This window comes from Xanthomonas citri pv. citri, from assembly GCF_000961215.1.
Classification (GTDB): domain Bacteria; phylum Pseudomonadota; class Gammaproteobacteria; order Xanthomonadales; family Xanthomonadaceae; genus Xanthomonas; species Xanthomonas cissicola.
In genome coordinates this window covers 344,185-367,555 of sequence record NZ_CP008998.1, presented here as the reverse complement: position 1 = coordinate 367,555, position 23,371 = coordinate 344,185, and the positions used below count along the sequence as shown (strand labels likewise).

The following is a 23,371-nucleotide window of genomic DNA, read 5'->3' as shown; positions in this document are numbered from 1 at the left end:
CGCCGGTGCAATGCCTTCAACCTTCCACGACAAAAACGCAATGACCGACCCGCACCTCCCCTCATCCAGACGCCGCGTCATTCTCGAAGACGACATCGATGGCTTCACCCCCGCACAGCTGCTGCTGTTGCAGTCGCCCGACGTCGAGGTGCTGGGTATCAGTGCCGTCAGCGGCAATATCTGGCGCGATGAGGTGCTGGCGCATACCTGCCGCCTGCTGGAACTGGCTGGCCATCCGCAGATTCCGGTGCTTCCCGGCCCGGTGCATCCGCTGATCAACAGCGAGTTGGCCACCGAACGCTGGGAAGCGCTGTACGGCAAACTCGTGTGGAAAGGCGCATGGACCAAGCACTGGGTGGACGGCGACACCGTGCAAAGCGCGCCGCGCTATCACGCCCACGATGTGGTGCCCGATCTGGCATTGGGCAATCCCAGTGTGGTGCGTCCCTCAGACGAGCCGGCCGCGTTGTTCATGCTGCGCATGGTGCGTCAGTACCCGGGCGAGGTCAGCATCATTGCCACTGGCCCGTTGACCAATCTGGCACTGGCGCAATCGCTGGACCCGGCCTTTGCCACGCTGGCGCGCGAGCTGGTCTATATGGGTGGCAGCCTCAATCCGCGGCAGCAACGCAACAGCGTGAGTGCGCAGCAATTCGCACGCGAATTCATCAATTCGCCGCGACGCGAGTTCAATATCCGCTGGGACCCCGAAGCGGCCAGCATCGTCATGCGCGCGCCGTGGCGCCGGATCACCATGGTGCCGGTCGACCCGTCCACCGCCACCGAACTCACCGCCGAGTTGCTGGCGCGCATGAGTGCGGCCGACACCACGATTGGCCACGCACTGCGCCGCCGCGAGCCGGGCTTTCCGATGTGGGACGAACTGGCCACGGCCGTGTGGCTGCGCCCGGAATTGGCGAGGCATACGGAAACGCTGTACGTCGACACCAACACTGCCTTCGATGCCGGGTACGGCGATATCTTGTCGTGGGCGCCGGGGTATCAGCCCGGGCTGGGCGAGCAGGCGCAGACGGTGGTGCATGCGGTGGATGTGCCGGCATTGGAGCAGCTGCTGGTCGACCGCCTCACCGCGCCACAGCCGCCGGCAGTGGGATCGCCCCTCCCCCTTCGCCCATCGGGACCTCGGTCCCCTTGATGGGGAGAGGGGACCGCAGGGCGGATGAGGGTGCGATAGCCGGTCGCCCTGCGACGCCGGTTGAGTAGGCGGCACTTTACGTGGAAGCAAATGCGTGACACATCTCCAACTGCCGTGACACCCTCGCCCAACGCCGCCAGCGCCCCCAGCCCGTGTTTGCGACGCGGGCGCTCCAATGCACGCGCGGCGGTGGCGCGCACCCTGCCTTCTCGCCCTGCGAGAGAGCGGCTCGATCCGGGCATGAGGCAGAACGACGCGCCATGTCGCCGCTACGCGCTTAGATCGAGCGATAGAAGCTGCACATCCGCTGTCTTTGCAATGCAGGCGCATGTCTCAACATTTCGCGCATTCCCCTTCAGCGTTGCGTCATCACCCAACGTATCAGCAGGCCCTGTGTGCAGACCCCGTACTTCCAGCAACCAAGCAAACGCTCGAATCACAAATCCCCAATCCCCAAATCCCCGCTCCCCAACAGGTGATCCATGCAACTCCCAGCGCAGTGGCAGGCCGGCGTCGATCGCAATACCGAAGTGCTGCGCGGGCACGCGCAGCTGCTGGCCACCTTCCATGGGCCGCCTGCAACGGCGCATGAGGGCGGCGGCCCACGCGGCCAGATCGCCTCCATCGTCAGCACTACGCGCAGCCAGCCCACACTGGCCGCGCGACTGGCCACCCAGACGCTGACACGCATCAACCAGGCCAACGACCGCCTGTGCGCCATTACCCGCCTGCTGCCTGCGCGTGCCGCGGCCGATGCCGCGCGCGTGCAGGCTGCGCTTGCCGGTGGCAGCGACGGTGGCGCGTTGGCCGGCGTGCCATTCGTGGTCAAGGACCTGTTCGATGTGGCCGGGCAGGTCACCACCGCCGGCGCCGCAGTGCGTGCGCATTGCCCGCCTGCCAGCCGCGATGCAGCGGTGGTGCAACGGCTCGGCGAAGCCGGCGCAGTGTTGGTGGGTACCGCCAACATGGACGAATTCGCGTACGGCTTCGCCACGGTCAATGCGCATTACGGCACGACTGCCAATCCGCACGATGACCAGCACCTGGCGGGCGGCTCATCGGGCGGCTCGGCGGCAGCGGTGGCCGCCGGGCTGGTGCCGTTCGCGCTTGGCTCGGACACCAACGGCTCCATCCGCGTGCCGGCCGCGCTGTGCGGCATCTACGGCCTGCGCCCCACGCACGGCGCCGTGCCCCTGGATGGGGTGTTCCCATTTGTCGATGCACTGGATGTGGTCGGCCCATTCGCCACCTCGGTGGCCGACCTGCGCTGCGTGTACGACGTACTGCGTGGGCAGCCGCTGCCTTCGTGCCATGCCGGCAAGCTGCGCGTCGCGCGGTTGGGCGGCTGGTTCCAGCGCAATCTGGATCCGGATCTGGAGGCCGGGCTGCAGGCCCTGCTCGCCGCCTGCAACAGCCTTGCGTCGATCGACCTGCCCGAGGCCGAACGCGCACGCGCCGCGGCCTTCGTCCTGACCGCTGCCGAAGGCGGGCATCGTCACCGCAGCGCGCTCACCGCGCACGGCGCGCAGTTCGACCCGGCCACCCGCGACCGCCTGCTTGCCGGCTTGCAGCTGCCTGCCAGCGCGGTGGCCGATGCGCACCGCTTCGCGCAGTGGTTTGCCGATGCCATGCACGCGCTGTGGGACCAGGTGGATGTGCTCATCGCGCCGGCCACTCCCTGCGTGGCGCCACGCATCGACCAGGACACCATCCAGATCGACGGTTTGCCCGTCTCCGCGCGTGCGAATCTGGGTATTTTCACCCAGCCACTCGGCCTGGCCGCCTGCCCGGTGCTGGCCGCACCGTTGCCGCGTCCCGGGCGCCTGCCACTGGGCGTGCAACTGATCGCCGCGCCCGGCCGGGAAGACCGCCTGTTTGCGCTGGCCGCGCAACTCGAGCGCGACGGCCTGCTCGCCTTCAGCCCGCCGCCGGAGCCACGCTGATGCTGCAGACCCTGCGCGCGCGCCGCGGCATGGTGGTCGCACCGCATCATCTTGCCGCACAGGCTGGACGCGATGTCTTGCGCGACGGTGGCACTGCCATCGAAGCGGCCGTCGCCACCGCCGCCTGCCTGGCGGTGGTCTACCCACACATGACCGGCATCGGCGGCGATGGCTTCTGGCTCATCCACGAACCCGATGGCCGCGTGCATGCCATCGATGCCTGCGGCCGCGCGGCGCAGGCGGCAACACTGGATTTCTATCGCGGCCACGCCCACATTCCGTGGCGCGGGCCAGGCGCGGCCAATACCGTGGCCGGCACCGTCTCCGGCTGGGCGCTGGCCCTGCAACAGGCAAACGGCAACTTGTCGCTGCAACGCCTGTTGAGCGATGCGATCCATCACGCCAGCGCCGGCGTGCCGGTCACGCTGGGCGGCGCGCAGATTGCCGCCAGCAAGGGCGCAGAACTGCGCCCACAACCCGGCGCCTATCGCGAGATTTTCGAGCCGCACGCAGTTCCATTGCAGGAAGGCGCACTACTGCAGCAGCCGCAACTGGCGCGCAGCTTGCAGCGGCTCGCCGACGAAGGGCTGGAGGGTTTCTATCGCGGTTCGCTCGCCCACGACATCGCTGCAGATCTGCACGCACTCGGCAGCCCGCTCAGCGCACACGATCTTGCCGCCCATCGCGCCGACGCCAGCGTGCCGTTATCGGTTGTCATCCAGGGCGCGCGTCTCTACAACCACGCGCCACCCACGCAGGGGCTCGCCTCGCTGTTGATCCTGGCGCTATTCGATCGCCTGAAGGTAGAAAGCGCAGACGGCCACGCACACCTGCACGGGCTGATCGAAGCCAGCAAGCAAGCGTTCCTGATCCGCGACGCACACCTGGGCGACCCGGCCTGGATGACGCTCGACGCGCAGGCCCTGCTCGACGACAGCGCCGCACTCGATGCGCTCGCCGCACGCATCGACATGAGCGCCGCATTGCCGTGGCCACAGCCCTCGCAGGCCGGCGACACCGTCTGGTTCGGCGCCATCGACGCGCACGGCCGCGCGGTCAGCTGCATCCAGTCCACCTACTTCGAATTCGGCTCGGGCCTGGTATTGCCGCGCACCGGCATCACCTGGCAGAACCGCGGCTGCAGCTTCCGCCTCGCCCCCGATGGCTGGAACGCGCTCGTCCCCGGGCGCAAGCCCTTCCACACCCTCAACCCGGCGCTGGCCACCTTCGACGACGGCCGCGTCATGGCCTACGGCACCATGGGCGGCGAAGGCCAGCCGCAAACACAGGCCGCGGTGTTCTCTCGCTACGCCCGCTTCGGCATGCCGCTGCAGCAGGCGGTCAGCGCACCGCGCTGGCTGCTCGGCCGCACCTGGGGCGAAGACAGCACGTCGTTGAAGCTGGAAAACCGCTTCGACCCGGCAGTCGTGCAGGCCCTGCGCAACGCCGGGCATGCGGTGGAACTGCTGCCGGCGTATAGCTCGGTGATGGGGCATGCAGGTGCCTTGGTGCGCGAGCGAGATGGCGTCCTGAGTGGTGCCAGCGATCCGCGCTCGGATGGGGCGGTGGCGGCATGGTGACCGCAGCGGTCGTTCCGCTACGGCCACTCGCCCCACGCGCGCATGGGCGCGCACCGGATGAAAGCGTCCATGTGTCGCAAGACCGTCGTGCGGGAGCCTTCGTAGCGAACCCAACCACGGCAACTTTGGCGGTCCGTGTGCCATGCTTAAGCACGCCGGGGGCGAGCCATCCACATCTGCGTGACGGCTAACGCGTCGTTGAATCCACTTAAAGGAGAGCAACATGACAGAGCAAGATCAATATCAACCCTCGCTGGAAGACGTCAAGCTGGCGTTCGATGGCCAGAGCGTGGATTGGTATCTGCAGAAGCTGGTCGGCATTGCCAACACCTCGGACGTGCAGTTCGGCGTCACGCTGTTTGTCGAAGGCATCGTCATTTCCGGCCAATTGGTCAGCGGGAAGCGCTATTTCGAGGCGTTCGCGCAGGAGTTCTCTGCTGCCTATCCGGGCGGTGCCGACGAAAAAGAGGATATTCGTCGCGCGTTTGCCAGCCACGCCAGCATCTACGACTCCGAAGACGACACGCAGCAGAGCAGCACGCCGCCGCAGTTCATCCACCTGATCGAATCGCGTTGCTTCTCGCCCGGCGGCCAGCCCCTGCCCAGCAACCGTGGGGTGCTCTGGCGCGGCAAGGTCAATGCCGTCTCCGGCTTCACCCTTGGCTCGCTGTCGGCGGATTGAGCCTGACAAGTCCCATTGGTGCGAGGTGCTCGTCACCTCAGATCGGACTGTTGGAGATAGCGCCAGAAGTACGCCACGACGGCACAACAGCCACACGCGCTTGCGTTTGCTGAACGGTGCGCTCGCCAGCGTCTTCCGTTGCCTCTCGGCATCAGACCGGCGCTGCTCGATGGCAGCAGCACCGGCCATGCGGCAATACCGACGTAGACACCTTGGGTGTGCGCCGCCAGAGGTAGCCAAGCACTGCCTCTGGCGGCGTTACGTGGCACGTGCCGCCGTCCACGCAATGCGCGCCGCATCGTGCGATCGCCATCACTCACGGCTGCAAACGATCGCCCCGGCCTGCAACCAGTGACGAGGCCAGCAGCAATACGCTGGCACCGACAAAGGTGGCGCCGATCGACACATGATCCAGCAGCACGCCGCCTGCGGCCCCGCCCAGCATGATGGAGAGCTGGATTGCGGCAACCATCAGGCCGCCGCCGCTTTCCGGTGCGTCCTTGACGCAGCGGCTCAACCAGGTGGACCAAGCCACCGGCATCGCCGAGTTGAGCGTGCCCCAGGCAATCATCGCCACTGCCACGGCCCACACCAGGTGACCGGCCAGCAGCATGCTGATGGTCACCACGCCCAGCGCGACCGGCAGCACGCTGAGCAGGGTGAACAAGCGCTTCGGCACTAACGCGGTGGCGGCAGAGGTACCGACGAATCCAGCCAGGCCCAGGCCGAGCAGCAGCAACGACAGTTGCGATACATCGACCTGCGCAACGGTTTCCAGAAACGGGCGGAAGTAGGTGAACGCAGAAAACGCACCGGCGAATCCGAGCATTACCGCGAGCATGGCGCGCGCAACATAGCGACGCTTCAACAAGGTGACGATGCTGCCCAGCGAGGTGGCGCCCTGCGCGAGCATCGACGGCAGGCTGCGCCATTGCCAGACGATGGTCAGCGCCACCAACGGCAACATGCCCCAGAACACCCCGCGCCAGCCGATGCTGGCGCCCAGATAGCTGCCCAACGGCGCGGCGAATGCAGCAGCGACTGCGTTACCGATAAACACGATGCCCAGCGCCTTGGGCACCGCATGCTCGGGCATGAGGCGCATCACCGTGGCGGTGGACAATGCCCAGAAGCCGCCGATGGTGATGCCGAGCAGCGCACGCGCCACCATCAACATTCCGAAGCTGTGCGCATTGGCGATCAACAGCAACGACAACAGCATCATCCCGGTCAGCGCGATCAACACATGGCGCCGGTTGAAGCGCGACGACAGCGGTGCGATCAGCAGGCTGGCGACCACAGCGAACAGGCCGGAGATCGAGATCGCCTGGCCGGCCATGCCGGCACTGGCGTGCAGATCGGAGGCGATCGGCGTGAGCAGGCTGACCGGCATGAATTCGGAAGCGATCAGCAGCGCAACGCAGAGCGACATCGAGCCGACCGCGCTCCAGGTCTGGCGGGTTGCGACGGGTGCGGTGCGCGAGGTTGAATCGGTAGCGAGCGAACTGGCTTGCATGTGGAGCCTTTGTGCGAAGTGGAATGCGAGACGAACGCCACGCCGCAAGCGCGCTGACGCCGCGCTCGATAGCACACCTGGTGTCCGGAAGGGATGCGCCGCAGGCGGCAGCGATGCACTGCATCGACCTGCCAGCGCAGCCACGCACCACGGGCGCAATGCAGCAACGGGTGCTGCGGCTCGGGCGTGTGCGTGCTGGGTGTGTGCAGCTTACGCAGGCCGTGGGCAGCGATAAAGATGGCCGATCCGCACGGGCTTATGAGGCCCACTCATCAAAGATGCGCCTGCGTCGAGCGCCTCTGCCTGGCGCGGATCCCTCAACCCTTGTAGCGCAGCGCATCCACGACGAGGTTGAAGGCGGACGAGGAATGGCGGCGGCTGGGATAGAACGCATGCAAGCCCGGCCAGGTCGGCGACCAGTCCTTCATTACCCAGCGCAGCCGCCCGGCCTTGATATGCGGGCGCGCCAGATCCTCCTGCACGAACGCGATACCGAAGCCATCCACCGCCGCGTCCAGCGCTTCGTAGATGCCGTTGAAGGTCAGTTGGCCATCCACGCGCACGATGACTTCGCGGCCGTTCTTTTCCAGCTCCCAGGCGTAGATGCCACCGGCGGTTTTCATGCGCAGGTTGATGCAGCTGTGCGCGGTGAGGTCCTGCGGCGTCTTGGGGATGGGCCGACGTTCGAGATAGGACGGCGCGGCGACGATGGCCATGCGCATGTCCGGTGCGATGCGCGCGGCGATCATGTCCTTTTCGACCTGGTCGCCCAGCCGAACGCCCAGGTCGTAGCGGTCGGCAACGATGTCGGTCAGGCCGTTGTCGACCACGATCTCGACCTTGATCTCGGGGTAGTCGCGCAGCAACCTGGACAGCTTGGGCCACAGGATCGCGCGCGCGGCGTAGTCGGTGGCGGTGATGCGCACGGTGCCTGCGGGCGTGTTGCGCATTTCGCCGAGCGCAGACAGCGCCTCTTCAATTTCGGCAAAGCGCGGTGCCACCGTCTGGATCAGCCGCTCGCCGGCTTCGGTGGGCGCCACGCTGCGTGTGGTACGGGTCAGCAGGCGCAGACCCAGCGTCGCTTCCAGCCCGCGAATGGTGTGACTCAGCGCCGACTGCGAAACGCCCAGCTTGGCGGCAGCGCGGGTAAAGCTGCCCTCGCGAACGATGGCGATCAGCGCCAGCAGGTCCTTGAAGTTGTCGCGCGCCATTGGTGAATCTCTTTCATGGAATCCACATGACTGTAGCAGCCGGTGAAAAAGGGATCCCAAAGCCCCTCTTCTGCGGGAGAGGGGTTGGGGTGAGGGTACGGCCGGCCAGCATTCTCGATGCTGCCGCCCCCTCCTCCGCCCCTTCGGGGCCCTTCTCCTGACCGAAGAAGGAAAACGCCGGCCTTAAGCCGGCCGTCGCATTTTTTGCAACTCCCGGCCCTAAAAAAACCGCTTTGGGGTAACGGGGGCCGGTTCGTATAGTCGATTCGACGGCCGCCGCCCCTGCCGCGCAAGCACCTGATGCCATTGCGAGGCGACCAACGTTGGCGATATCCGCCCCTTTCCACACCGCCTGCGGAGGCTCCATGCATCAGCACTTATCGCATCGCGGTCCTGGCAGCTCCTTTGCAACCACACACCCGCACGGCACCCCATGCTGAGCGCACAACGCAGCTCACCCGTCCACAGCTCGGGCGCACGCGCGGTCGCCCGCTGCGACGCATTGGGCCTGCCGCCCTACAGCGACACGCCCGGCGGGCTGTTCCGCGCCTGGCTCACCCCGGCGCATCGCGCCGCCGTGGCACAGGTGAGCGAATGGATGCGCCAGGCCGGCATGCAGGTGCGACTGGACGCAGCGGCCAACCTGGTCGGGCGCTACGAAGGCGCGCGTGCCGACGCGCCGGCGCTACTGATCGGCAGCCACCTGGACAGCGTGCGCGATGCCGGGCGCTACGACGGCCCGCTCGGCATCCTGCTCGGCATCGAATGCGTCGCGGCGCTGCATGCGCATGGGCGCCGGCTGCCGTTCGCCATCGAGGTCATCGCCTTCGGCGACGAAGAAGGCTCGCGTTTTCCCGCGTCCATGTTCTGCAGCCGCGCGGTGGCCGGCACGCTCGACCCCACCACGCTGGCGGTCACCGATACCGCCGGCATCACGGTGGCCAGTGCCTTGGCCGAGTGGAACCTGGACATCGCCCACGTGCAGCACGCGGCCCGCGCGCCGGGCAGCGTGCTGGCGTATCTGGAAACGCATATCGAACAAGGCCCGGTATTGGAAGCGGAAGGATTGCCGCTCGGCATCGTCAGCGCCATCGCCGCGCAGCGACGCTTCGCGCTGCGCTTCGAGGGCCGCGCCGGGCACGCCGGCACCACCAGCATGGCGCTGCGCCGCGACGCATTGAGCGCCGCAGCCGAAGCGCTGCTGGCCATCGAACGTATCGCCCGCGCAGGCAGCAGCGACCTGGTCGCCACGGTCGGCAAGCTGCAGGTGGCGCCCGGCGCCACCACCGTGGTGCCCGGGCGTGTGGACTGCTCGCTGGACGTACGCGCCGGCAGCGATGCAGGCCGCGATGCGGCCGTGCAGCAGATCGAACAGGCACTGGCGCAGATCGCCATCCACCGCGGCATCGCCATCGCGATCGAGCCACTGCAGACGCTGGCCGCCAGCCCCTGCGCCCCGGCACTGATCATGCGGCTGGAACAGGCGGTTGCCGCGCAAGGCATCGCACCGCGGCAACTGGTCTCCGGTGCGGGCCACGATGCCATGGTGATGGCCGCGCTGTGTCCGACTGCGATGCTGTTCGTGCGCTGCGCCGGCGGGATCAGCCATCATCCGGACGAACATGTCGATCCGGCCGATGTCGAGATCGCGCTGGCAGCCATGCGCCACTTCATCGACCATCTGGGAGATCCCCTTGTCACCTGATCTGCGTCAGCTGCATACCTTCGGCGAACTCGATCCCCCGCAGCGCCTGTTGATGGGTCCGGGCCCGGTCAATGCGCATCCGCGCGTGCTGCGCGCGATGGCAGCCGATCTGCTGGGGCAGTTCGACCCGGAAATGACCACCTACATGAACGAGGTGATGGCGCTCTATCGGCCGTTGTTCGGCACCGAGAACCGCTGGACGTTCCTGGTCGATGGCACCGCGCGCGCCGGTATCGAAGCGGCGCTGGTGTCGCTGGTCAGCCCGGGCGAGCGCGTGCTGGTGCTCAACTTCGGCCGCTTCGGCTTGTTGCTCACCGAAATCCTGGGCCGCCTCGGCGCCGACGTGCACAGTGTGGATGCGCCGTGGGGACAGGTGCTGCCGCTAAGCGCGATTGCCGAGGCGATCGAGCGCGTCGCGCCCCAATTGGTGGCCACCGTACACGGCGACACCTCCACCACCATGGCGCAGCCGCTCGATGGCGTCGGCGCACTATGCCGCGCAGCCGGTGCACTGAGTTATGTGGACGCCACCGCCACCATCGGCGGCATGCCCATCGCCAGCGATCGCTGGGACGTCGACGTGGTCACCGGCGGCCTGCAGAAATGCCTGGGCGGGCCATCCGGCTCGGCACCGATCACCGTCTCCGAGCGCGCCGCAGAAGCGATCTTCGCGCGCCGACATGTCGAACGCGGCATCGTGCGCGCCGACATCGCCAACGGCAGCGGCCCGCGCATCGCATCGAACTATTTCGACCTGGCGATGATCATGGATTACTGGTCGGACAAGCGCCTCAACCACCACACCGAAGCCACCACCATGCTGTACGGCGCCCGCGAATGCGCACGCGTAGCCCTGCAGGAAGGGTTGGATGCACGCTTCGCGCGCCACGCGGCCGCCGGGCGCGCGGTCAGCGCCGGCATTCGCGCGTTGGGGCTGGAGGTGTTCGGCGACGATGCGCATCGCATGACCAACGTCACCGGCGTGGTGATTCCGCCCGGCATCGACAGCGAGGCGGTACGCCGCCGCATGCGCGAAGATTTCGAGATCGAGATCGGTACGGCGTTCGGCCCGCTGCAGGGCAGGATCTGGCGCATTGGCGCGATGGGCTACAACGCCATGAAGCACAAGGTGCTGATCACCCTGGCCGCGCTGGAGGCGGTACTGCGCGCCGAAGGCTATGCCTGCACGCACGGCCTGGCGGTGGAAGCGGCACTGGCCGCCTGGCACGCGGAAGTGCAGGCATGAACGCTGCGCGCGACCTGGTCGGCTATGGCGCCACGCCGCCTGCGGCGCAATGGCCCGGCAGCGCGCGCATCGCAGTGCAGTTCGTGGTCAATTACGAAGAAGGCGCGGAGAACTGCGTGCTCAATGGCGATGCGGGGTCTGAGGCGTTCCTGTCCGAAATGGTCGGTGCGCAAGCGCACGCCGGTGCGCGCGCCATGGCAATGGAAAGCCTGTACGAATACGGCAGCCGCGCCGGTTTCTGGCGGCTGCATCGGCTGTTTACCGCACGCAACGTACCGGTGACCGTCTTCGGTGTGGCGCAGGCATTGGCGTCCAATCCGGATGCGGTGGCCGCGATGCAGGCGGCCCAGTGGGAAATCGCCAGCCACGGTCTGCGCTGGATCGATTATCAACACGTGGACGAGGCCACCGAACGCGCGCACATTGCCGAGGCCATCGCCGTGCATACGCGCGTCACCGGCAGCCGCCCGCTGGGTTGGTATCAGGGCCGAACCAGCCCCAACACCGCCCGCCTGATTGCCGAAGAAGGCGGCTTTGTCTACGACGCCGACAGCTACGCCGACGATGTGCCGTACTACGACCACCGCCATGGCCGCGCGCAGTTGATCGTGCCGTACACGCTGGATGCCAACGACATGAAGTTCGTCGCCTACAACGGCTTTGCCGATGGCGAGCCGTTCTTTCGCTATTTGCGCGACAGCTTCGAGCAGTTGCGCGGCGAAGGCGGGCGCATGCTGTCGATCGGCCTGCACGGGCGCATCGTGGGCAAGCCGGCACGCGCGGCGGCGCTGGCGCGCTTTGTGGACCATGTGCTGGCCAGCGGCGATGCCTGGATTGCGCGCCGCATCGATATCGCGCGCCATTGGCTGCAGGTGCACCCGGCATGAGCATTGCAGCCTCCGAGATCGATCTGCCCGAGGTGATCGCGCAGGTGACTGCCGCCTTCCATGCCTACGAAGCAGCGTTGATGCGCGACGACATCGCCGCGATGGATACGCTGTTTCATGCAGCGCCCAGCACGGTGCGCTATGGCGTGGGCGAAGTGCTGTACGGCATCGATGCGATCCGCGCATTTCGCATTGGCCGCGGTGGTTCGCCGCAGCGCCAGTTGGCGCATGTACAGGTGCATGGCTTCGGCCACGATTTCGCCACCACGCATGCCGAGTTCATTCGCGAGGGCAGCAGTGCGCGCGGTCGGCAGAGCCAGAGCTGGGTGCGCTTTGCCGACGGCTGGAAGGTGGTGGCCGCGCATGTCTCGCTGCAAGGCACGCACGCATGAGCGTGGTCGACGACCCCGGGCTGGACGATGCCGCCTTCATGGCGCGCTACCGCGACTTGTTCGAGCACTCGCCGTGGGTGGTGGAACGTGCGCTGCGTCGGCGGCCGTTCGTCGATGTGCATCGCGGCCTGATGCAGGTTGTCTACGACGCATCGCCGCAAGATCAGGTCGCACTGATCCGCGCCCACCCCGAGCTGGCCGGCAAGGCCGCGATCGACCGCACGCTCACTGCCGCATCGGCCGCAGAGCAGGCTTCGGCAGGGCTGGACCGGCTCGACGAAGACGAATTCAAGCGCTTCCACGCGCTCAATCAGGCCTATCGCCACCGTTTCGGATTTCCGTTCGTGATCTGCGTGCGGCTGCACGACAAGGCCGGCATTCTGGCCGCGCTGGAGCAGCGTCTGGATGCATCGCGCAATGCAGAGATCGCCACCGCCATCGCTGAAATCGGCAAGATCGTTCACCTGCGCCTGGAGGCACTGTCATGAGCCTGGCCCACCTCGAACGTACCCTCGCCCACGACCTGCAATGCCTGGCCCACGGCGGCGATGCCTGGGTGCAGCCGCGCGTGCATCCGAGCGGGCACGTCTACGACGTGATCATCGTCGGCGCCGGCCAGAGCGGCCTGGGCGCGGCGTTCGCGCTGCAACGCGAGCGTGTACACAACGTGCTGGTGATCGACGAAAACCCGGCTGGCCAGGAAGGCCCGTGGGTCACCTACGCGCGCATGCAGACCTTGCGCACGCCCAAGCACATCACCTCGATCGATCTGGGCGTGCCATCGCTCACGTTTCGCGCGTGGTGGGAGGCGCAGTACGGCAGCGCCGCTTGGGACGCGCTGGACAAGATTCCGCGCGCGCGCTGGATGGATTATCTGCGCTGGTATCGCACAACGCTGCGCTTGCCGGTGCGCAATGCCACCCGCGTGGTCCGCGTGGAGCCGCACCTCGCACCGGGTATCCATCGCCTGCATCTGGCGATGGGCGCCCCCCTGCTCGCACGCAAGCTGATTCTGGCCACCGGCATTCAGGGCGGGGGCCAGTGGGTCGTGCCCGAGTGGATCAGCCGCGCCCTGCCCGCGCATCGCTACGCGCACACGTCCAGCCACATCGATTTCGCCGCACTGGCCGGCAAGCGTGTGGGCATTCTGGGCGGCGGCGCCTCTGCCTTCGACAATGCCTGCTTTGCGCTGGAACAAGGCGTCGCCAGTGCCGAGGTGTTCGTGCGCCGCACCGAATTGCCACGCATCAATCCGTTCCGGCACATGGAACAGGCCGGCATCATTCCGCGTTTTCTGGCGCTGCCGGATGCAGACAAGTATCGGATGATGGCCAGCTTCTTCGCGCACAACCAACCGCCGACCAACGACACCTTCCAGCGCGCGTGTGCGCATGCCGGCTTCGCACTGCATCTGGGTGCGCCATGGCTGGACGTGGCCGAACGCGATGGCGAGATCGTCGTGCGCACGCCGCAGCGCGAACACCGCTTCGATTTTCTCGCCGTCGCCACCGGCCTGGTCACCGATCCGCAGCTGCGGCCGGAACTGGCCGCGCTGTCCGGGCGCATCGCCTGTTGGGGCGACCGCTACCAGCCGCCGCCGGGCCAGGCCAACCCGGTGCTGGACGCACATCCCTATCTGGGACCTGGCTTCGAACTGCTGCCCCGCACGCCCGACGATGCCGCGCTGCTGCACGGCCTGTTCGCGTTCAACTATTCGGCGCTGATCAACCATGGACCTTCGGCCGCGGCCTTGTCCGGGCTCAAGGTCGCACTGCCGCGGCTGGCGCGCGCGGTGGCCGACCAGTTGTTCCTGGACGACCGCCAGGCCATCGTCGACCAATACTTGGCATACGACCAACCCGAATTCGTCGGCCAATGGCCGCAGCCAGCTCAGGCGGTGGCATGAGCACGCTGTCCACGCACGTGCTGGACACCGCCAGCGGCCGCCCCGCCGCAGGCGTGCCGCTGCGGTTGTTCGCCGGCGACACGCTGCACTTCGAGGGCGTCACTAACCATGACGGCCGCTGCCCGGACCTGGCCGCGCTCGCGCTGCAGCCCGGCCGCTACCGGCTGGAATTCGACCTCGCCCGCTACTGGCAGGCCACCGGCATGGCGCTGGCCGATCCGCCGTTTCTGGACCGCATCCCGATCGCCTTCGGCATCGCGGACGACGGCCACTACCACGTGCCGCTGTTGCTCTCCCCGTACGGGTACTCCACCTATCGCGGCAGCTGAGCGCTGCATATTGCCGCAGCGCAAGCGGTTCGGACCCTTCTGCACGGTCTGCGCTTCCCTCGCACTGCCGGCGCCGGAGCCCCCTGCGCACAGTGTCAGACCGGTTTCACTCAAGCCCCGTAGAATGGCCGCTTTCCGGCGACAGGCCGGGGCACCGGAACGGTCATGATCCACAACGATGTACTGCGCAGCATCCGCTACATGCTCGACCTCAGCGACGACAAGGTGGTGGACATCACCCACTTGGCCGACCCCGAGTTCGCGCTCGACAAGCCGCAGGTACAGGCCTGGCTGAAGAAGGAAGACGAGCCGGGCTTCGAGCCCTGCACCGATGCGATGCTGGCGCGTTTCCTCGACGGTCTGGTGCTGCGCTTCCGCGGCCGCGACGAGAGCCAGCCGCCACGCCCGCTGGAAACCCGCGTCGGCAACAACCTGGTGTTGAAGAAGCTGCGCGTGGCCTTCGAACTGAAGGACGTCGACATGCACGCCATCTTCGCCAGCGCCGGTTTCCCGCTGTCCAAGCCGGAACTCTCCGCACTGTTTCGCCAACCCGGCCACAAGAATTTCCGCCCCTGCGGCGACCAGCTGCTGCGCGCCTTCCTCAAGGGCCTGACCGCCCGGATGCGCGAAGCCGGTTGACGTCTGAGTGGTGCGCTTGGCCGACTCGGCCGGTCTGACGACGATGCCATGCGACGTACGGCTGTCGTGTTCACCGAGGACAGTGGCCTGCGCGGTTTGGATCACGCATAGAGCGGATGCTCTGAAGCTTGGCTGCAGGCCATTGCCCGCCCACCATCGCGGGACACGCTGCAAGTACGTGCGCGTAAGGTCCCGCGACGGCACGCGGGCAAGGAACAGTCGCGTTGGTCGGTACGCAGTGTGTTGAATAAGCAACCAGCACTCGTCTTGCGCTGCGCCCTTCGTTTTCGGACAAACCCTCAGCCGACTGTCCGGCGCGGTGCCCTCATCGATTGCGGGACCGTTGGCGGCATGGATGCCGCCATCGAGCCCCCACGGATGGGTTAACGGCGTGTCCCGCGCGCGGTGAGGGCACCACGCCCTCGACGCAGCGAGCGTGCGACAGGACCTGCGAACCCGCCAATGCATGAGGTGCTTCGATTCCCAGCGCTTCCGCTCCAGGCTGGCCGGCGCAACGATCCTGATGACCGGTGCACTGGAACGCCCTGCACGCAACGCGAGCGCGACCAGCGCTTGCAGACATGCGTCGGCAAGCAGTACCCGGGGCGATGTGTCGCCGCCGACGCTTCCAGGGAATGGATGACACTGCACGCACAGCCTGCACTGCATCCGCCTGACGCAGGTGCATCCATCCACTGATGGCGGCAACGTGCACCCCACGCGGTGCGTGTTGCCACCCAGCCGCACCTTAGAGCGTGTTATGCACGTTGAGATGGGATGCGTTGGCCGTCAGCGGTGCGGAGCGGATGCTGCGCGGCGCCGGCTTGGCTGGCGCCAAACCAAGCCGCGCGGCGCGCACTCGGCGCCGCTGGCCGCCAACCCTCCGGGAAGCGCCCTGTGGCGCGCCGAGACCGCGTTGCGCGCCTTGCCCAGGCGGCCAAGCCTGGGCCGCAGCGCACGCCTTGTCTCGACGCGCCACAGGACGCTTCGCACTCACCTCAACGTACATAACACGCTCTGGCTCGTCGCCGCAGCGTGCCACAGCCCGTATCCTTCCCGCGCATGACCGACCCCGCTTTTCCGATCTCCCCGTTATTGCCGCGGATGCGCGACAGTCTCGCCGCGCATCCGCGGCTGGTGCTGGAAGCGCCGCCCGGCGCCGGCAAGACCACCCAGGTGCCGTTGGCGCTGCTGGACGCGCCGTGGCTGGCCGGCCGCAAGATCGTGATGCTGGAGCCGCGCCGCGTGGCGGCCCGCAGCGCGGCGCAGTTCATGGCGCGCCAGCTGGGCGAGCCGGTTGGCGAGACGGTGGGATATCGCATCCGCTTCGAGAACAAGACCTCCGCGCGCACCCGCATCGAAGTCGTCACCGAAGGCATCCTGACCCGGCTGATCCAGGACGACCCGATGCTGGAAAGCGTCGGCGTGCTGCTGTTCGACGAATTCCACGAGCGTCATCTGGCCGGCGACCTGGGTCTGGCGCTGGCGCTGGATGTGCAGGCGCAAGTGCGCGATGACCTGCGCATCGTGGCGATGTCGGCCACGCTGGATGGCGAACGCCTGGCCGGCTTTCTGGAAGCGCCGCGGCTGAGCAGCGCCGGTCGCAGTTTCCCGGTGGAGATCGCGCACTTTCCGGCGCGCCGCGACGAAGCGCTGGAGCCGCAGACGCGCCGCGCGGTGGAGCACGCGTTGTCTACACATCCCGGCGATGTGTTGGTGTTTTTGCCCGGCCAACGCGAGATCGCGCGGGTGCATGGCGCACTGCAAGATGTACTGGATCCGGCGGTGCAAGTGCTGGCGCTGCATGGCGAGCTGTCGGTGGAGGCGCAAAGCCAGGTACTGCAGCCCGGCCCGCAAGGCCGCCGCCGTGTGGTGTTGGCCACCAACGTAGCCGAGTCGTCGGTCACCTTGCCTGGCGTACGCGTGGTGATCGACAGCGGTCTGGCGCGCGAGCCGCATTACGACCCCAACAGCGGATTTTCGCGGCTGGACGTAGCGGCCATTGCCCAGGCCTCGGCCGACCAGCGCGCCGGCCGCGCCGGGCGCGTCGCCAGCGGCTGGGCCTACCGGCTGTGGCCGCAATCGCAACGGCTGGAGCCGCAGCGCCGCGCCGAAATCACGCAAGTGGAACTGACAGGCCTGGCACTGGAACTGGCCGCCTGGGGCAGCAGCGCGCTGCGCTTTGTCGATGCGCCGCCCAGTGGCGCGCTGGCCGCCGCGCACGAGCTGCTGCAGCGGCTGGGCGCGCTCACCGCAAGCGGCGGCATCACCGCACTCGGCCGGCGCATGCTCGCGCTGGGCACGCATCCACGCCTGGCGGCGATGCTGGCGCAGGCCGGCGAGGCGACGCGTGTCGCGCTGGCCTGCGACCTGGCCGCGCTGCTGGAAGCACGCGATCCCCTGCGCCAGGGTGGCGATGGGCTGGCCGCGCGTTGGCGGGCGCTCGCGGCATTTCGTCAGGGCCGCAGCGCGGCCGACGCCAATCGCGGTGGCCTGGCTGCCATCGACAGCGCCGCCAGACAATGGCGCCGCCGGCTGCGCTGCGACAGCGTCCCGCCGTCCAGCGTCGAAGCGCACGCACTCGGCGACCTGCTATCGCATGCGTTCCCCGATCGCATCGCCGCACGCCACCCCGCCGACCCGCTGCGCTACCTGCTCGCCAACGGCCGCAGCGCGCGCCTGTTCGACCATAGCGATCTGCGCGGCGAACCGTGGCTGGTGGCCAGCGAGCTGCGCTACGAAGCCAAGGATGCGCTGTTGCTGCGCGCCGCGCCGGTGGACGAAGCCTACCTGCGTCGCAGCCTGCCCGAGCGCTTCGTGCAGCAGGACGTGGTGCAGTGGGACGCCGACAAGCGCGCGCTGGTCGCCCGCCGCCAATCCAGCTTCGACCGTATCGTGCTCGACAGCCGCCCGGCCGGCCGCGTCGATCCGGCGCATGCCGCAGGCGCGCTCACCGACGCAGTGCGTCAACTCGGCCTGGACGCCCTGCCGTGGACAGAGAACCTGCAGCAGTGGCGCGCACGCGTGCAGTCGTTGCGGAGATGGATGCCCGAGCTGGCGCTGCCCGATCTCTCCGATGCAGCGCTACTGGAGACGCTGGACACCTGGCTACGCCCGGCCTTCGCCGGCAAGACCCGACTGGACGCGCTGGATGAAGCCAGCCTGGGCGAAGCGCTGAAGAGCGCGCTGCCCTGGGAGCGCCGCCAGTCGATCGACCGCCATGCGCCCACCCGCATCAGCGTGCCCTCCGGCATGGAGCGACCGATCAGCTACGCCCTCGACCACGCCGGCCAACCGCTACCGCCGGTGCTGGCGGTCAAGCTGCAGGAGCTGTTCGGCCTAGCCGAAACCCCACGCATCGCCGACGGCCGTATCCCGTTGACCTTGCACCTGCTGTCCCCCGGCGGACGGCCGCTGCAGGTGACCCAGGACTTGAAGAGTTTCTGGGCGACTACGTATCCGGACGTAAAAAAAGAGATGAAGGGGCGGTATCCGAGGCATCCGTGGCCAGACGACCCTTGGACCGCTGCAGCCACCCACAGAGCAAAACCACGTGGCACCTGAAACACATGGACCCGCAGCGGCGGTGAAACAGACGGGAGCTCGAAATCTCCCGCGGCGCGCTACCTAACCGTAAGCCAAACGGCACCCAGCTCCGCTAACGCCGCCTATACGCATCAGCGCACAGACTGCAGATCACGTACTCAGAAAGGAAACGCCTCCGATGAGCAAGCTGACTGTGATCACCGAACGCGCCCTGGAGCGTGCCCTGGAACTGGCCGGCACTGCAGGCGACCAGTTGCGTCACGCCGCGTCCAACGCGGGCGATCAGGCACGCAACGCCGGCAGCAGCCTGCGTCATTTCGGACCGAGCGCAAGCGAATGGCTCAAGACCGGTGCCGCGCTCGGTGCGGTGCGCACCGGTGGCAAGGCTGCCAGCAAACTGGTCAAGCGCAACCCGGCCGTCACGGTTGCTGCCGCGGTCGCAGGGCTCGGCCTGATCGGCTATGCGGTGTACCGCAAGCGTCAGCGCGATCAGCAGGTGCTCGGCGGTAACGTGCATCGCCTGGATCGCGAGCACGCCAGCAATGCCAATGCACGGCGTGCCGCCTACCAGCGCCGCGGTGCAGTGACCCCGAGCGACGGCATCGAATAAGCCGACATCCGAAGCGGACCCCCAACGCCACGGCCCTGCGCCGTGGCGTTGTCGTTTATGGCATGCATGCAATCCATGCATTGATGTCAGCGTCTGACAAACCGCAGGAACTGCCATAGCGATTAGATCTAGCGACATGACAACACTGCATTTCTGAATAGCGGGTTGCGCGGTAATTAATAGCCGCGGGGATCACATCGCAACCAGCGCCATACATCGCAGTGTGAACATCACAGTGTGTCTTTGGCCGATGTGCTCCCACTTCCCCGATCTCCAGAAGTGATGGTTCATGACGGCTCTCTCTCCCACGTTACGGCCTAGCGCGCTCGCGCTGGCGTTGTTGTTTGCCAGTGCATCGCCGTTGGCGTTTGCACAATCCACCACCGGCAGCATTGCCGGCCAGGCGCCGACATCGGCCACACGCATTGCGGTACGCAGCGATACCGGGCTGACCCGCGAGGTCGAGGTGGACGCACGCGGCCGCTACGCGTTGGGCCAATTGCCGTTGGGTACCTATTCGGTCGTGGCCAAAGATGCCGCTGGCAATGTGCTGACATCGCGCCAGGCGGTGACGCTGACGGTGGGCACCACGACCGACGTGTCGTTCGGCGCGGTGACCCAACTGGATGGCGTCAGCGTCACTGCAGATCGCGCAGCAGCGGCGATCGACGTCACCACCGTGGATTCGCGCACCGTCATTACGGCCGAACAACTGCGGCGGTTGCCCTTGGGCCGTTCGGCCGAAGCGATTGCGCAGCTGGCACCGGGTGTAGTCGGCAATAGCGGCAGCGGGACCTACAGCGGCCCGAGTGGCGAGCAATTGGTGAGCTTCGGTGGCTCTTCTGCTGCGGAGAACGCGTATTACATCAATGGCTTCAACACCACCGACCCACTCCGAGGCCTGGGTGGCCTGACCTTGCCTTACGGCAGTATCGATCAGCAGGAAATCTACACCGGCGGCTACAGCGCAAAGTACGGCCGCTCCGATGGCGGCGTGATCAATGCCGTGGGCAAACGCGGCACCAACGAATGGCATTTCGGTGGTCAGGCGCTCTGGGAGCCTGCATCCACGCGCGCCGACAAGGACGACGTGCGCTACCCGGCCAACGGCGCCTTGTACCGCCCCGACAGCCAGGACCGGCAATGGGTGTCCACCCAGAGCGTGTATGCCGGCGGCCCGTTGATCCAGGACAAGCTGTTCGTGTTCGGCTCCTATGAACTGGAGCGTCGCCAGGGCCGCGAACTGGACAGCGTGGAAGACACCAACGCCGACACCGGCTATCAATACGACCGCCCGCGCTGGTACGGCAAACTGGATTGGAACATCACCGACAATCACTTGCTGGAACTCACCGGCGCATCCAGCCGCAATGTGTATCGCGGCAGCATCTACAACTACGATTACGCTGCGCTGACCCGCGGCAGCCTGCGCGGCCAGGACGACACCACCAAGACCGGCGGCAATCTGTGGAGCGCCAAATACACCGGTTATCTTACCGACCGCCTCACCGTGAGTGCGCTGTACGGCAAGATGAAAACCGATGACTACGTCGGCAACCCCGCCTACGACGGCTCGCTGACCTATCTGTCCAACACCTCGCTGCAGAATCCCGCACTCAACGGCGGCAACCCGATCACCAACGCGCAGACGACCTCGCTGCTGGTCGACCCGGATCGCGGCAACCGTACCGACAACCTGCGACTGGATCTGAATTACGTCATCGGCCAGCACTCGATCACTGCCGGAATCGACAACCAGAACGCGCGCGCGCTCAATCGCGGCTCGGTGACCTCCGGCGACGGCTATTACTGGATCTATGGGCAATCCAACCCCAACGTGCCGATCAATACCGGCCTGGGCGTGCCGGCCACCGGCGGCATCGTCAACGGCGAAGACGGCTATTACGTGCGCAGATACATCTCCAGCGCGTTGGCCTCGGTACGCTCGGCGCAACGCGCGCAATACATCGAAGACAACTGGCAGGTCAGCGACCGGCTGTTGCTCAATCTGGGCCTGCGACTGGACCAATTCACCAACTACAACCGCGATGGCGATGCCTACATCAAGCAATCCAGCGGGCAATGGGCACCGCGCCTTGGCTTCAGCTGGGACGTCGATGGCGACGGGCATTTCAAGGTGTTCGGCAATGCCGGGCGCTACTACCTGGCGCTGCCGCTGAATCCGGCCTTCAACGCGGCCGGCGCCACCTTGGCAACATCCACGTACTACACCTACGGCGGCATCGATGCCAACGGTTACCCCACGGATCTGACCCAGTTCACGCAAGCGGTATCGTCCAACAACAATTACGGCGTGCTGCCCGACCCGAAGACCGTCGCCACCTCCGGCATCAAGCCCTCGTTCCAGGACGAATTCATTCTGGGCTTTTCCAAAACGCTGGGCGAGAGCTGGGTGTACGGCGCCAAAGGCACCTACCGCCTATTGCGGAGCGGTGTGGACGACTACTGCGACATCGATGCGGTCCTGGCCAAGTCCGATGCGCTGGGCTACAACGTCACCAAGCAGAGCAATCCGGTCAGCTGCTGGTTAATCAATCCGGGCAAGGCCAACACCTTCACCCTGGTCGACACCGGCGGCAACTACGTCAGCGTGCCGCTGAACAATGCCGAGCTCGGCATGCCCGCCTTCAAGCGCAACTACTACGCGCTCAATCTGTCGCTGGAGCATCCCTTCGACAGCCGTTGGTACGCAAAGGTCGATTACACTTTCTCACGCAGCTATGGCACCACCGAAGGTCAGCTGCTCTCCAACATCGGGCAGACTGCGGTGGCGACATCTCAGGCCTGGGATTACGCGCAGCTGATGGACCATACCAACGGCCCGCAGAGCAACGACCACACCCATCAGCTCAAGGTGTACGGCTATTACCAGCTCTCGCCACAGTGGCTGGTGTCGGCGAACCTGGCCGTGGTCACCGGCGCGCCGTTCAGCCCGCTCGGCTCGTACGGTCCCAATTTTGAAGATCCGGCTGGTTACGGCATCGCCTATCACTACTACCAGGGCCAACCCGCACCTCCTGGCAGCCAGGGTCGCCTGCCGACGATGACGCAACTGGACCTGGGCCTTGCCTACCGTCCCGACATTGCCGATGGCAAGCTCGGTTTCAATCTGGATGTATTCAACGTGTTCAATACGCAAACTGCGTTGTGGCGCTATCCATATTCGGAACTGGATCCAGGACAGCCGGATCCGCTGTATGGTGCGGCAAATGTGCGGCAGGCGCCGCGCTCGCTGCGGGTCAGCGTGAGCTTCGATTATTGAGTCTGGGTGCAGGCGACGTTTTGCCACTCTGCGCTTGAGATCAGCTCATACAGCGCTATGCAGCCGCCAGGCACGCGCGGCCGGTGCTGATGCCGTCGGTTCGCACACCGCGTGCGCGTCGGTTCAGCGCCGGCTCCGACTCGGCCGTGCGTTGGTTGTTGCTTCAGCGCGCCACTGCCCGGGCGCAAGCGCGTCCAGCCGCCAATCGCCGATGGCCACGCGCACCAGGCGCAAGGTCGGCAAGCCCACCGCTGCGGTCATGCGCCGCACCTGCCGGTTGCGGCCTTCGGTGATCTGCAGCTCCAGCCAGGCATCGGGCACCGTCTTGCGCACGCGCACCGGTGGATCGCGCGGCCACAGCTGCGGTGCCGGGTCGAGCATGCGCACCTGTGCCGGCCGGGTGGGGCCATCGTTGAGCGCCACCCCGTCGCGCAATGCCTGCAGGTGTTCGGCTTGTGGCGCGCCTTCGACTTGTACCCAGTACGTCTTGGGCTGTTTATGGCGCGGGTCGGTCAGCCGATGCGCCAATGCACCGTCGTCGGTCAGCACCAGCAAGCCTTCGCTGTCATGGTCCAGACGGCCTGCGGCATAGACATCGGGCGGCAAGCCGAATTCGGCCAGCGTGCGCTTGGGCGGCTGCGAGCGGTCGCTGAATTGCGAGAGCACACCGTAAGGTTTGTTCAACAACACCAACATTGCCAATCCTGTTGCGCGACGCGCTGCACGAACCCGATGCCGTC

Annotated in this window: 18 protein-coding genes; 15 read left to right on the top strand and 3 right to left on the bottom strand. The window is 66.7% G+C overall.

Annotated elements, in window-relative coordinates:
• Positions 1–40: 40 nt before the first annotated feature.
• The 4 genes from AMD14_RS02080 (at position 41) to gvpU (ending at position 5,361) form a co-directional block, all read left to right on the top strand.
• Positions 41–1,156 carry a nucleoside hydrolase gene (locus AMD14_RS02080; RefSeq protein WP_015462770.1) on the top strand — a complete coding sequence of 372 codons (1,116 nt, stop codon included), beginning with the start codon at positions 41–43 and terminating at the stop codon, positions 1,154–1,156.
• 482 nt (positions 1,157–1,638) lie between these two features.
• A complete protein-coding gene (locus AMD14_RS02075; protein WP_015462769.1) occupies positions 1,639–3,099 on the top strand; it encodes an AtzE family amidohydrolase in 1,461 nt (486 codons plus the stop codon).
• Complete coding sequence (locus AMD14_RS02070) at positions 3,099–4,679, top strand: gamma-glutamyltransferase family protein (RefSeq protein ID WP_011050232.1); 1,581 nt, start codon at positions 3,099–3,101, stop codon at positions 4,677–4,679. Before AMD14_RS02075 ends, AMD14_RS02070 begins: the two co-directional genes overlap by 1 nt.
• A gap of 223 nt (positions 4,680–4,902) precedes the next feature.
• A complete protein-coding gene (gene gvpU / locus AMD14_RS02065; RefSeq protein ID WP_003489409.1) occupies positions 4,903–5,361 on the top strand; it encodes a gas vesicle accessory protein GvpU in 459 nt (152 codons plus the stop codon).
• Positions 5,362–5,677: 316 nt separating this feature from the next.
• Here gvpU and AMD14_RS02060 read toward each other — a convergent pair whose 3' ends face one another.
• Together AMD14_RS02060 and AMD14_RS02055 are read right to left on the bottom strand one after the other, a co-directional pair.
• Positions 5,678–6,877: an MFS transporter gene (locus tag AMD14_RS02060; protein WP_011050230.1), complete on the bottom strand. Its 1,200-nt coding sequence runs from the start codon at positions 6,875–6,877 to the stop codon at positions 5,678–5,680.
• 317 nt (positions 6,878–7,194) lie between these two features.
• Positions 7,195–8,088 (bottom strand): LysR family transcriptional regulator, encoded by an 894-nt coding sequence (locus tag AMD14_RS02055; protein ID WP_003489406.1) that lies wholly within the window; start codon positions 8,086–8,088, stop codon positions 7,195–7,197.
• A gap of 433 nt (positions 8,089–8,521) precedes the next feature.
• Between AMD14_RS02055 and AMD14_RS02050 the strand changes: the two genes are divergently transcribed.
• The 11 genes from AMD14_RS02050 to AMD14_RS01995 all read left to right on the top strand — a co-directional run bounded on the left by AMD14_RS02050 (position 8,522) and on the right by AMD14_RS01995 (position 22,631).
• Positions 8,522–9,793, top strand: a complete 1,272-nt coding sequence (locus AMD14_RS02050) for an allantoate amidohydrolase (protein ID WP_011050228.1) — start codon at positions 8,522–8,524, stop codon at positions 9,791–9,793.
• Entirely contained in the window at positions 9,783–11,039 is a 1,257-nt protein-coding gene (locus AMD14_RS02045) for a pyridoxal-phosphate-dependent aminotransferase family protein (protein WP_011050227.1), read from the top strand. The genes AMD14_RS02050 and AMD14_RS02045 overlap by 11 nt, the downstream gene beginning before the upstream one ends.
• The gene (gene puuE / locus AMD14_RS02040; protein ID WP_005915162.1) at positions 11,036–11,926 is read left to right on the top strand and encodes an allantoinase PuuE; all 891 of its coding nucleotides are present in this window, start codon (positions 11,036–11,038) and stop codon (positions 11,924–11,926) included. The genes AMD14_RS02045 and puuE overlap by 4 nt, the downstream gene beginning before the upstream one ends.
• Positions 11,923–12,318, top strand: a complete 396-nt coding sequence (gene hpxZ, locus AMD14_RS02035; protein ID WP_011050226.1) for an oxalurate catabolism protein HpxZ — start codon at positions 11,923–11,925, stop codon at positions 12,316–12,318. The genes puuE and hpxZ overlap by 4 nt, the downstream gene beginning before the upstream one ends.
• Positions 12,315–12,806 carry a 2-oxo-4-hydroxy-4-carboxy-5-ureidoimidazoline decarboxylase gene (gene uraD / locus AMD14_RS02030; protein ID WP_011050225.1) on the top strand — a complete coding sequence of 164 codons (492 nt, stop codon included), beginning with the start codon at positions 12,315–12,317 and terminating at the stop codon, positions 12,804–12,806. The genes hpxZ and uraD overlap by 4 nt, the downstream gene beginning before the upstream one ends.
• Positions 12,803–14,224, top strand: coding sequence for an FAD-dependent urate hydroxylase HpyO (gene hpyO / locus AMD14_RS02025; RefSeq protein WP_011050224.1), 1,422 nt, complete (start codon positions 12,803–12,805; stop codon positions 14,222–14,224). The genes uraD and hpyO overlap by 4 nt, the downstream gene beginning before the upstream one ends.
• Positions 14,194–14,553, top strand: coding sequence for a hydroxyisourate hydrolase (gene uraH / locus AMD14_RS02020; protein ID WP_005915155.1), 360 nt, complete (start codon positions 14,194–14,196; stop codon positions 14,551–14,553). Before hpyO ends, uraH begins: the two co-directional genes overlap by 31 nt.
• 165 nt (positions 14,554–14,718) lie before the next feature.
• Positions 14,719–15,192, top strand: a complete 474-nt coding sequence (locus AMD14_RS02015; RefSeq protein ID WP_003489391.1) for a YehS family protein — start codon at positions 14,719–14,721, stop codon at positions 15,190–15,192.
• A gap of 1,062 nt (positions 15,193–16,254) precedes the next feature.
• Positions 16,255–18,756 carry an ATP-dependent helicase HrpB gene (hrpB, locus tag AMD14_RS02005; RefSeq protein ID WP_011050223.1) on the top strand — a complete coding sequence of 834 codons (2,502 nt, stop codon included), beginning with the start codon at positions 16,255–16,257 and terminating at the stop codon, positions 18,754–18,756.
• A gap of 160 nt (positions 18,757–18,916) precedes the next feature.
• Positions 18,917–19,348, top strand: coding sequence for a hypothetical protein (locus tag AMD14_RS02000; RefSeq protein ID WP_003489387.1), 432 nt, complete (start codon positions 18,917–18,919; stop codon positions 19,346–19,348).
• 289 nt (positions 19,349–19,637) lie between these two features.
• Positions 19,638–22,631: a TonB-dependent receptor gene (locus AMD14_RS01995; RefSeq protein ID WP_011050222.1), complete on the top strand. Its 2,994-nt coding sequence runs from the start codon at positions 19,638–19,640 to the stop codon at positions 22,629–22,631.
• A gap of 123 nt (positions 22,632–22,754) precedes the next feature.
• On the opposite strand, the gene AMD14_RS01990 is transcribed toward AMD14_RS01995, so the two are convergent.
• The gene (locus tag AMD14_RS01990; protein ID WP_015462765.1) at positions 22,755–23,327 is read right to left on the bottom strand and encodes a pseudouridine synthase; all 573 of its coding nucleotides are present in this window, start codon (positions 23,325–23,327) and stop codon (positions 22,755–22,757) included.
• Between the last annotated feature and the right edge of the window lie 44 nt (positions 23,328–23,371).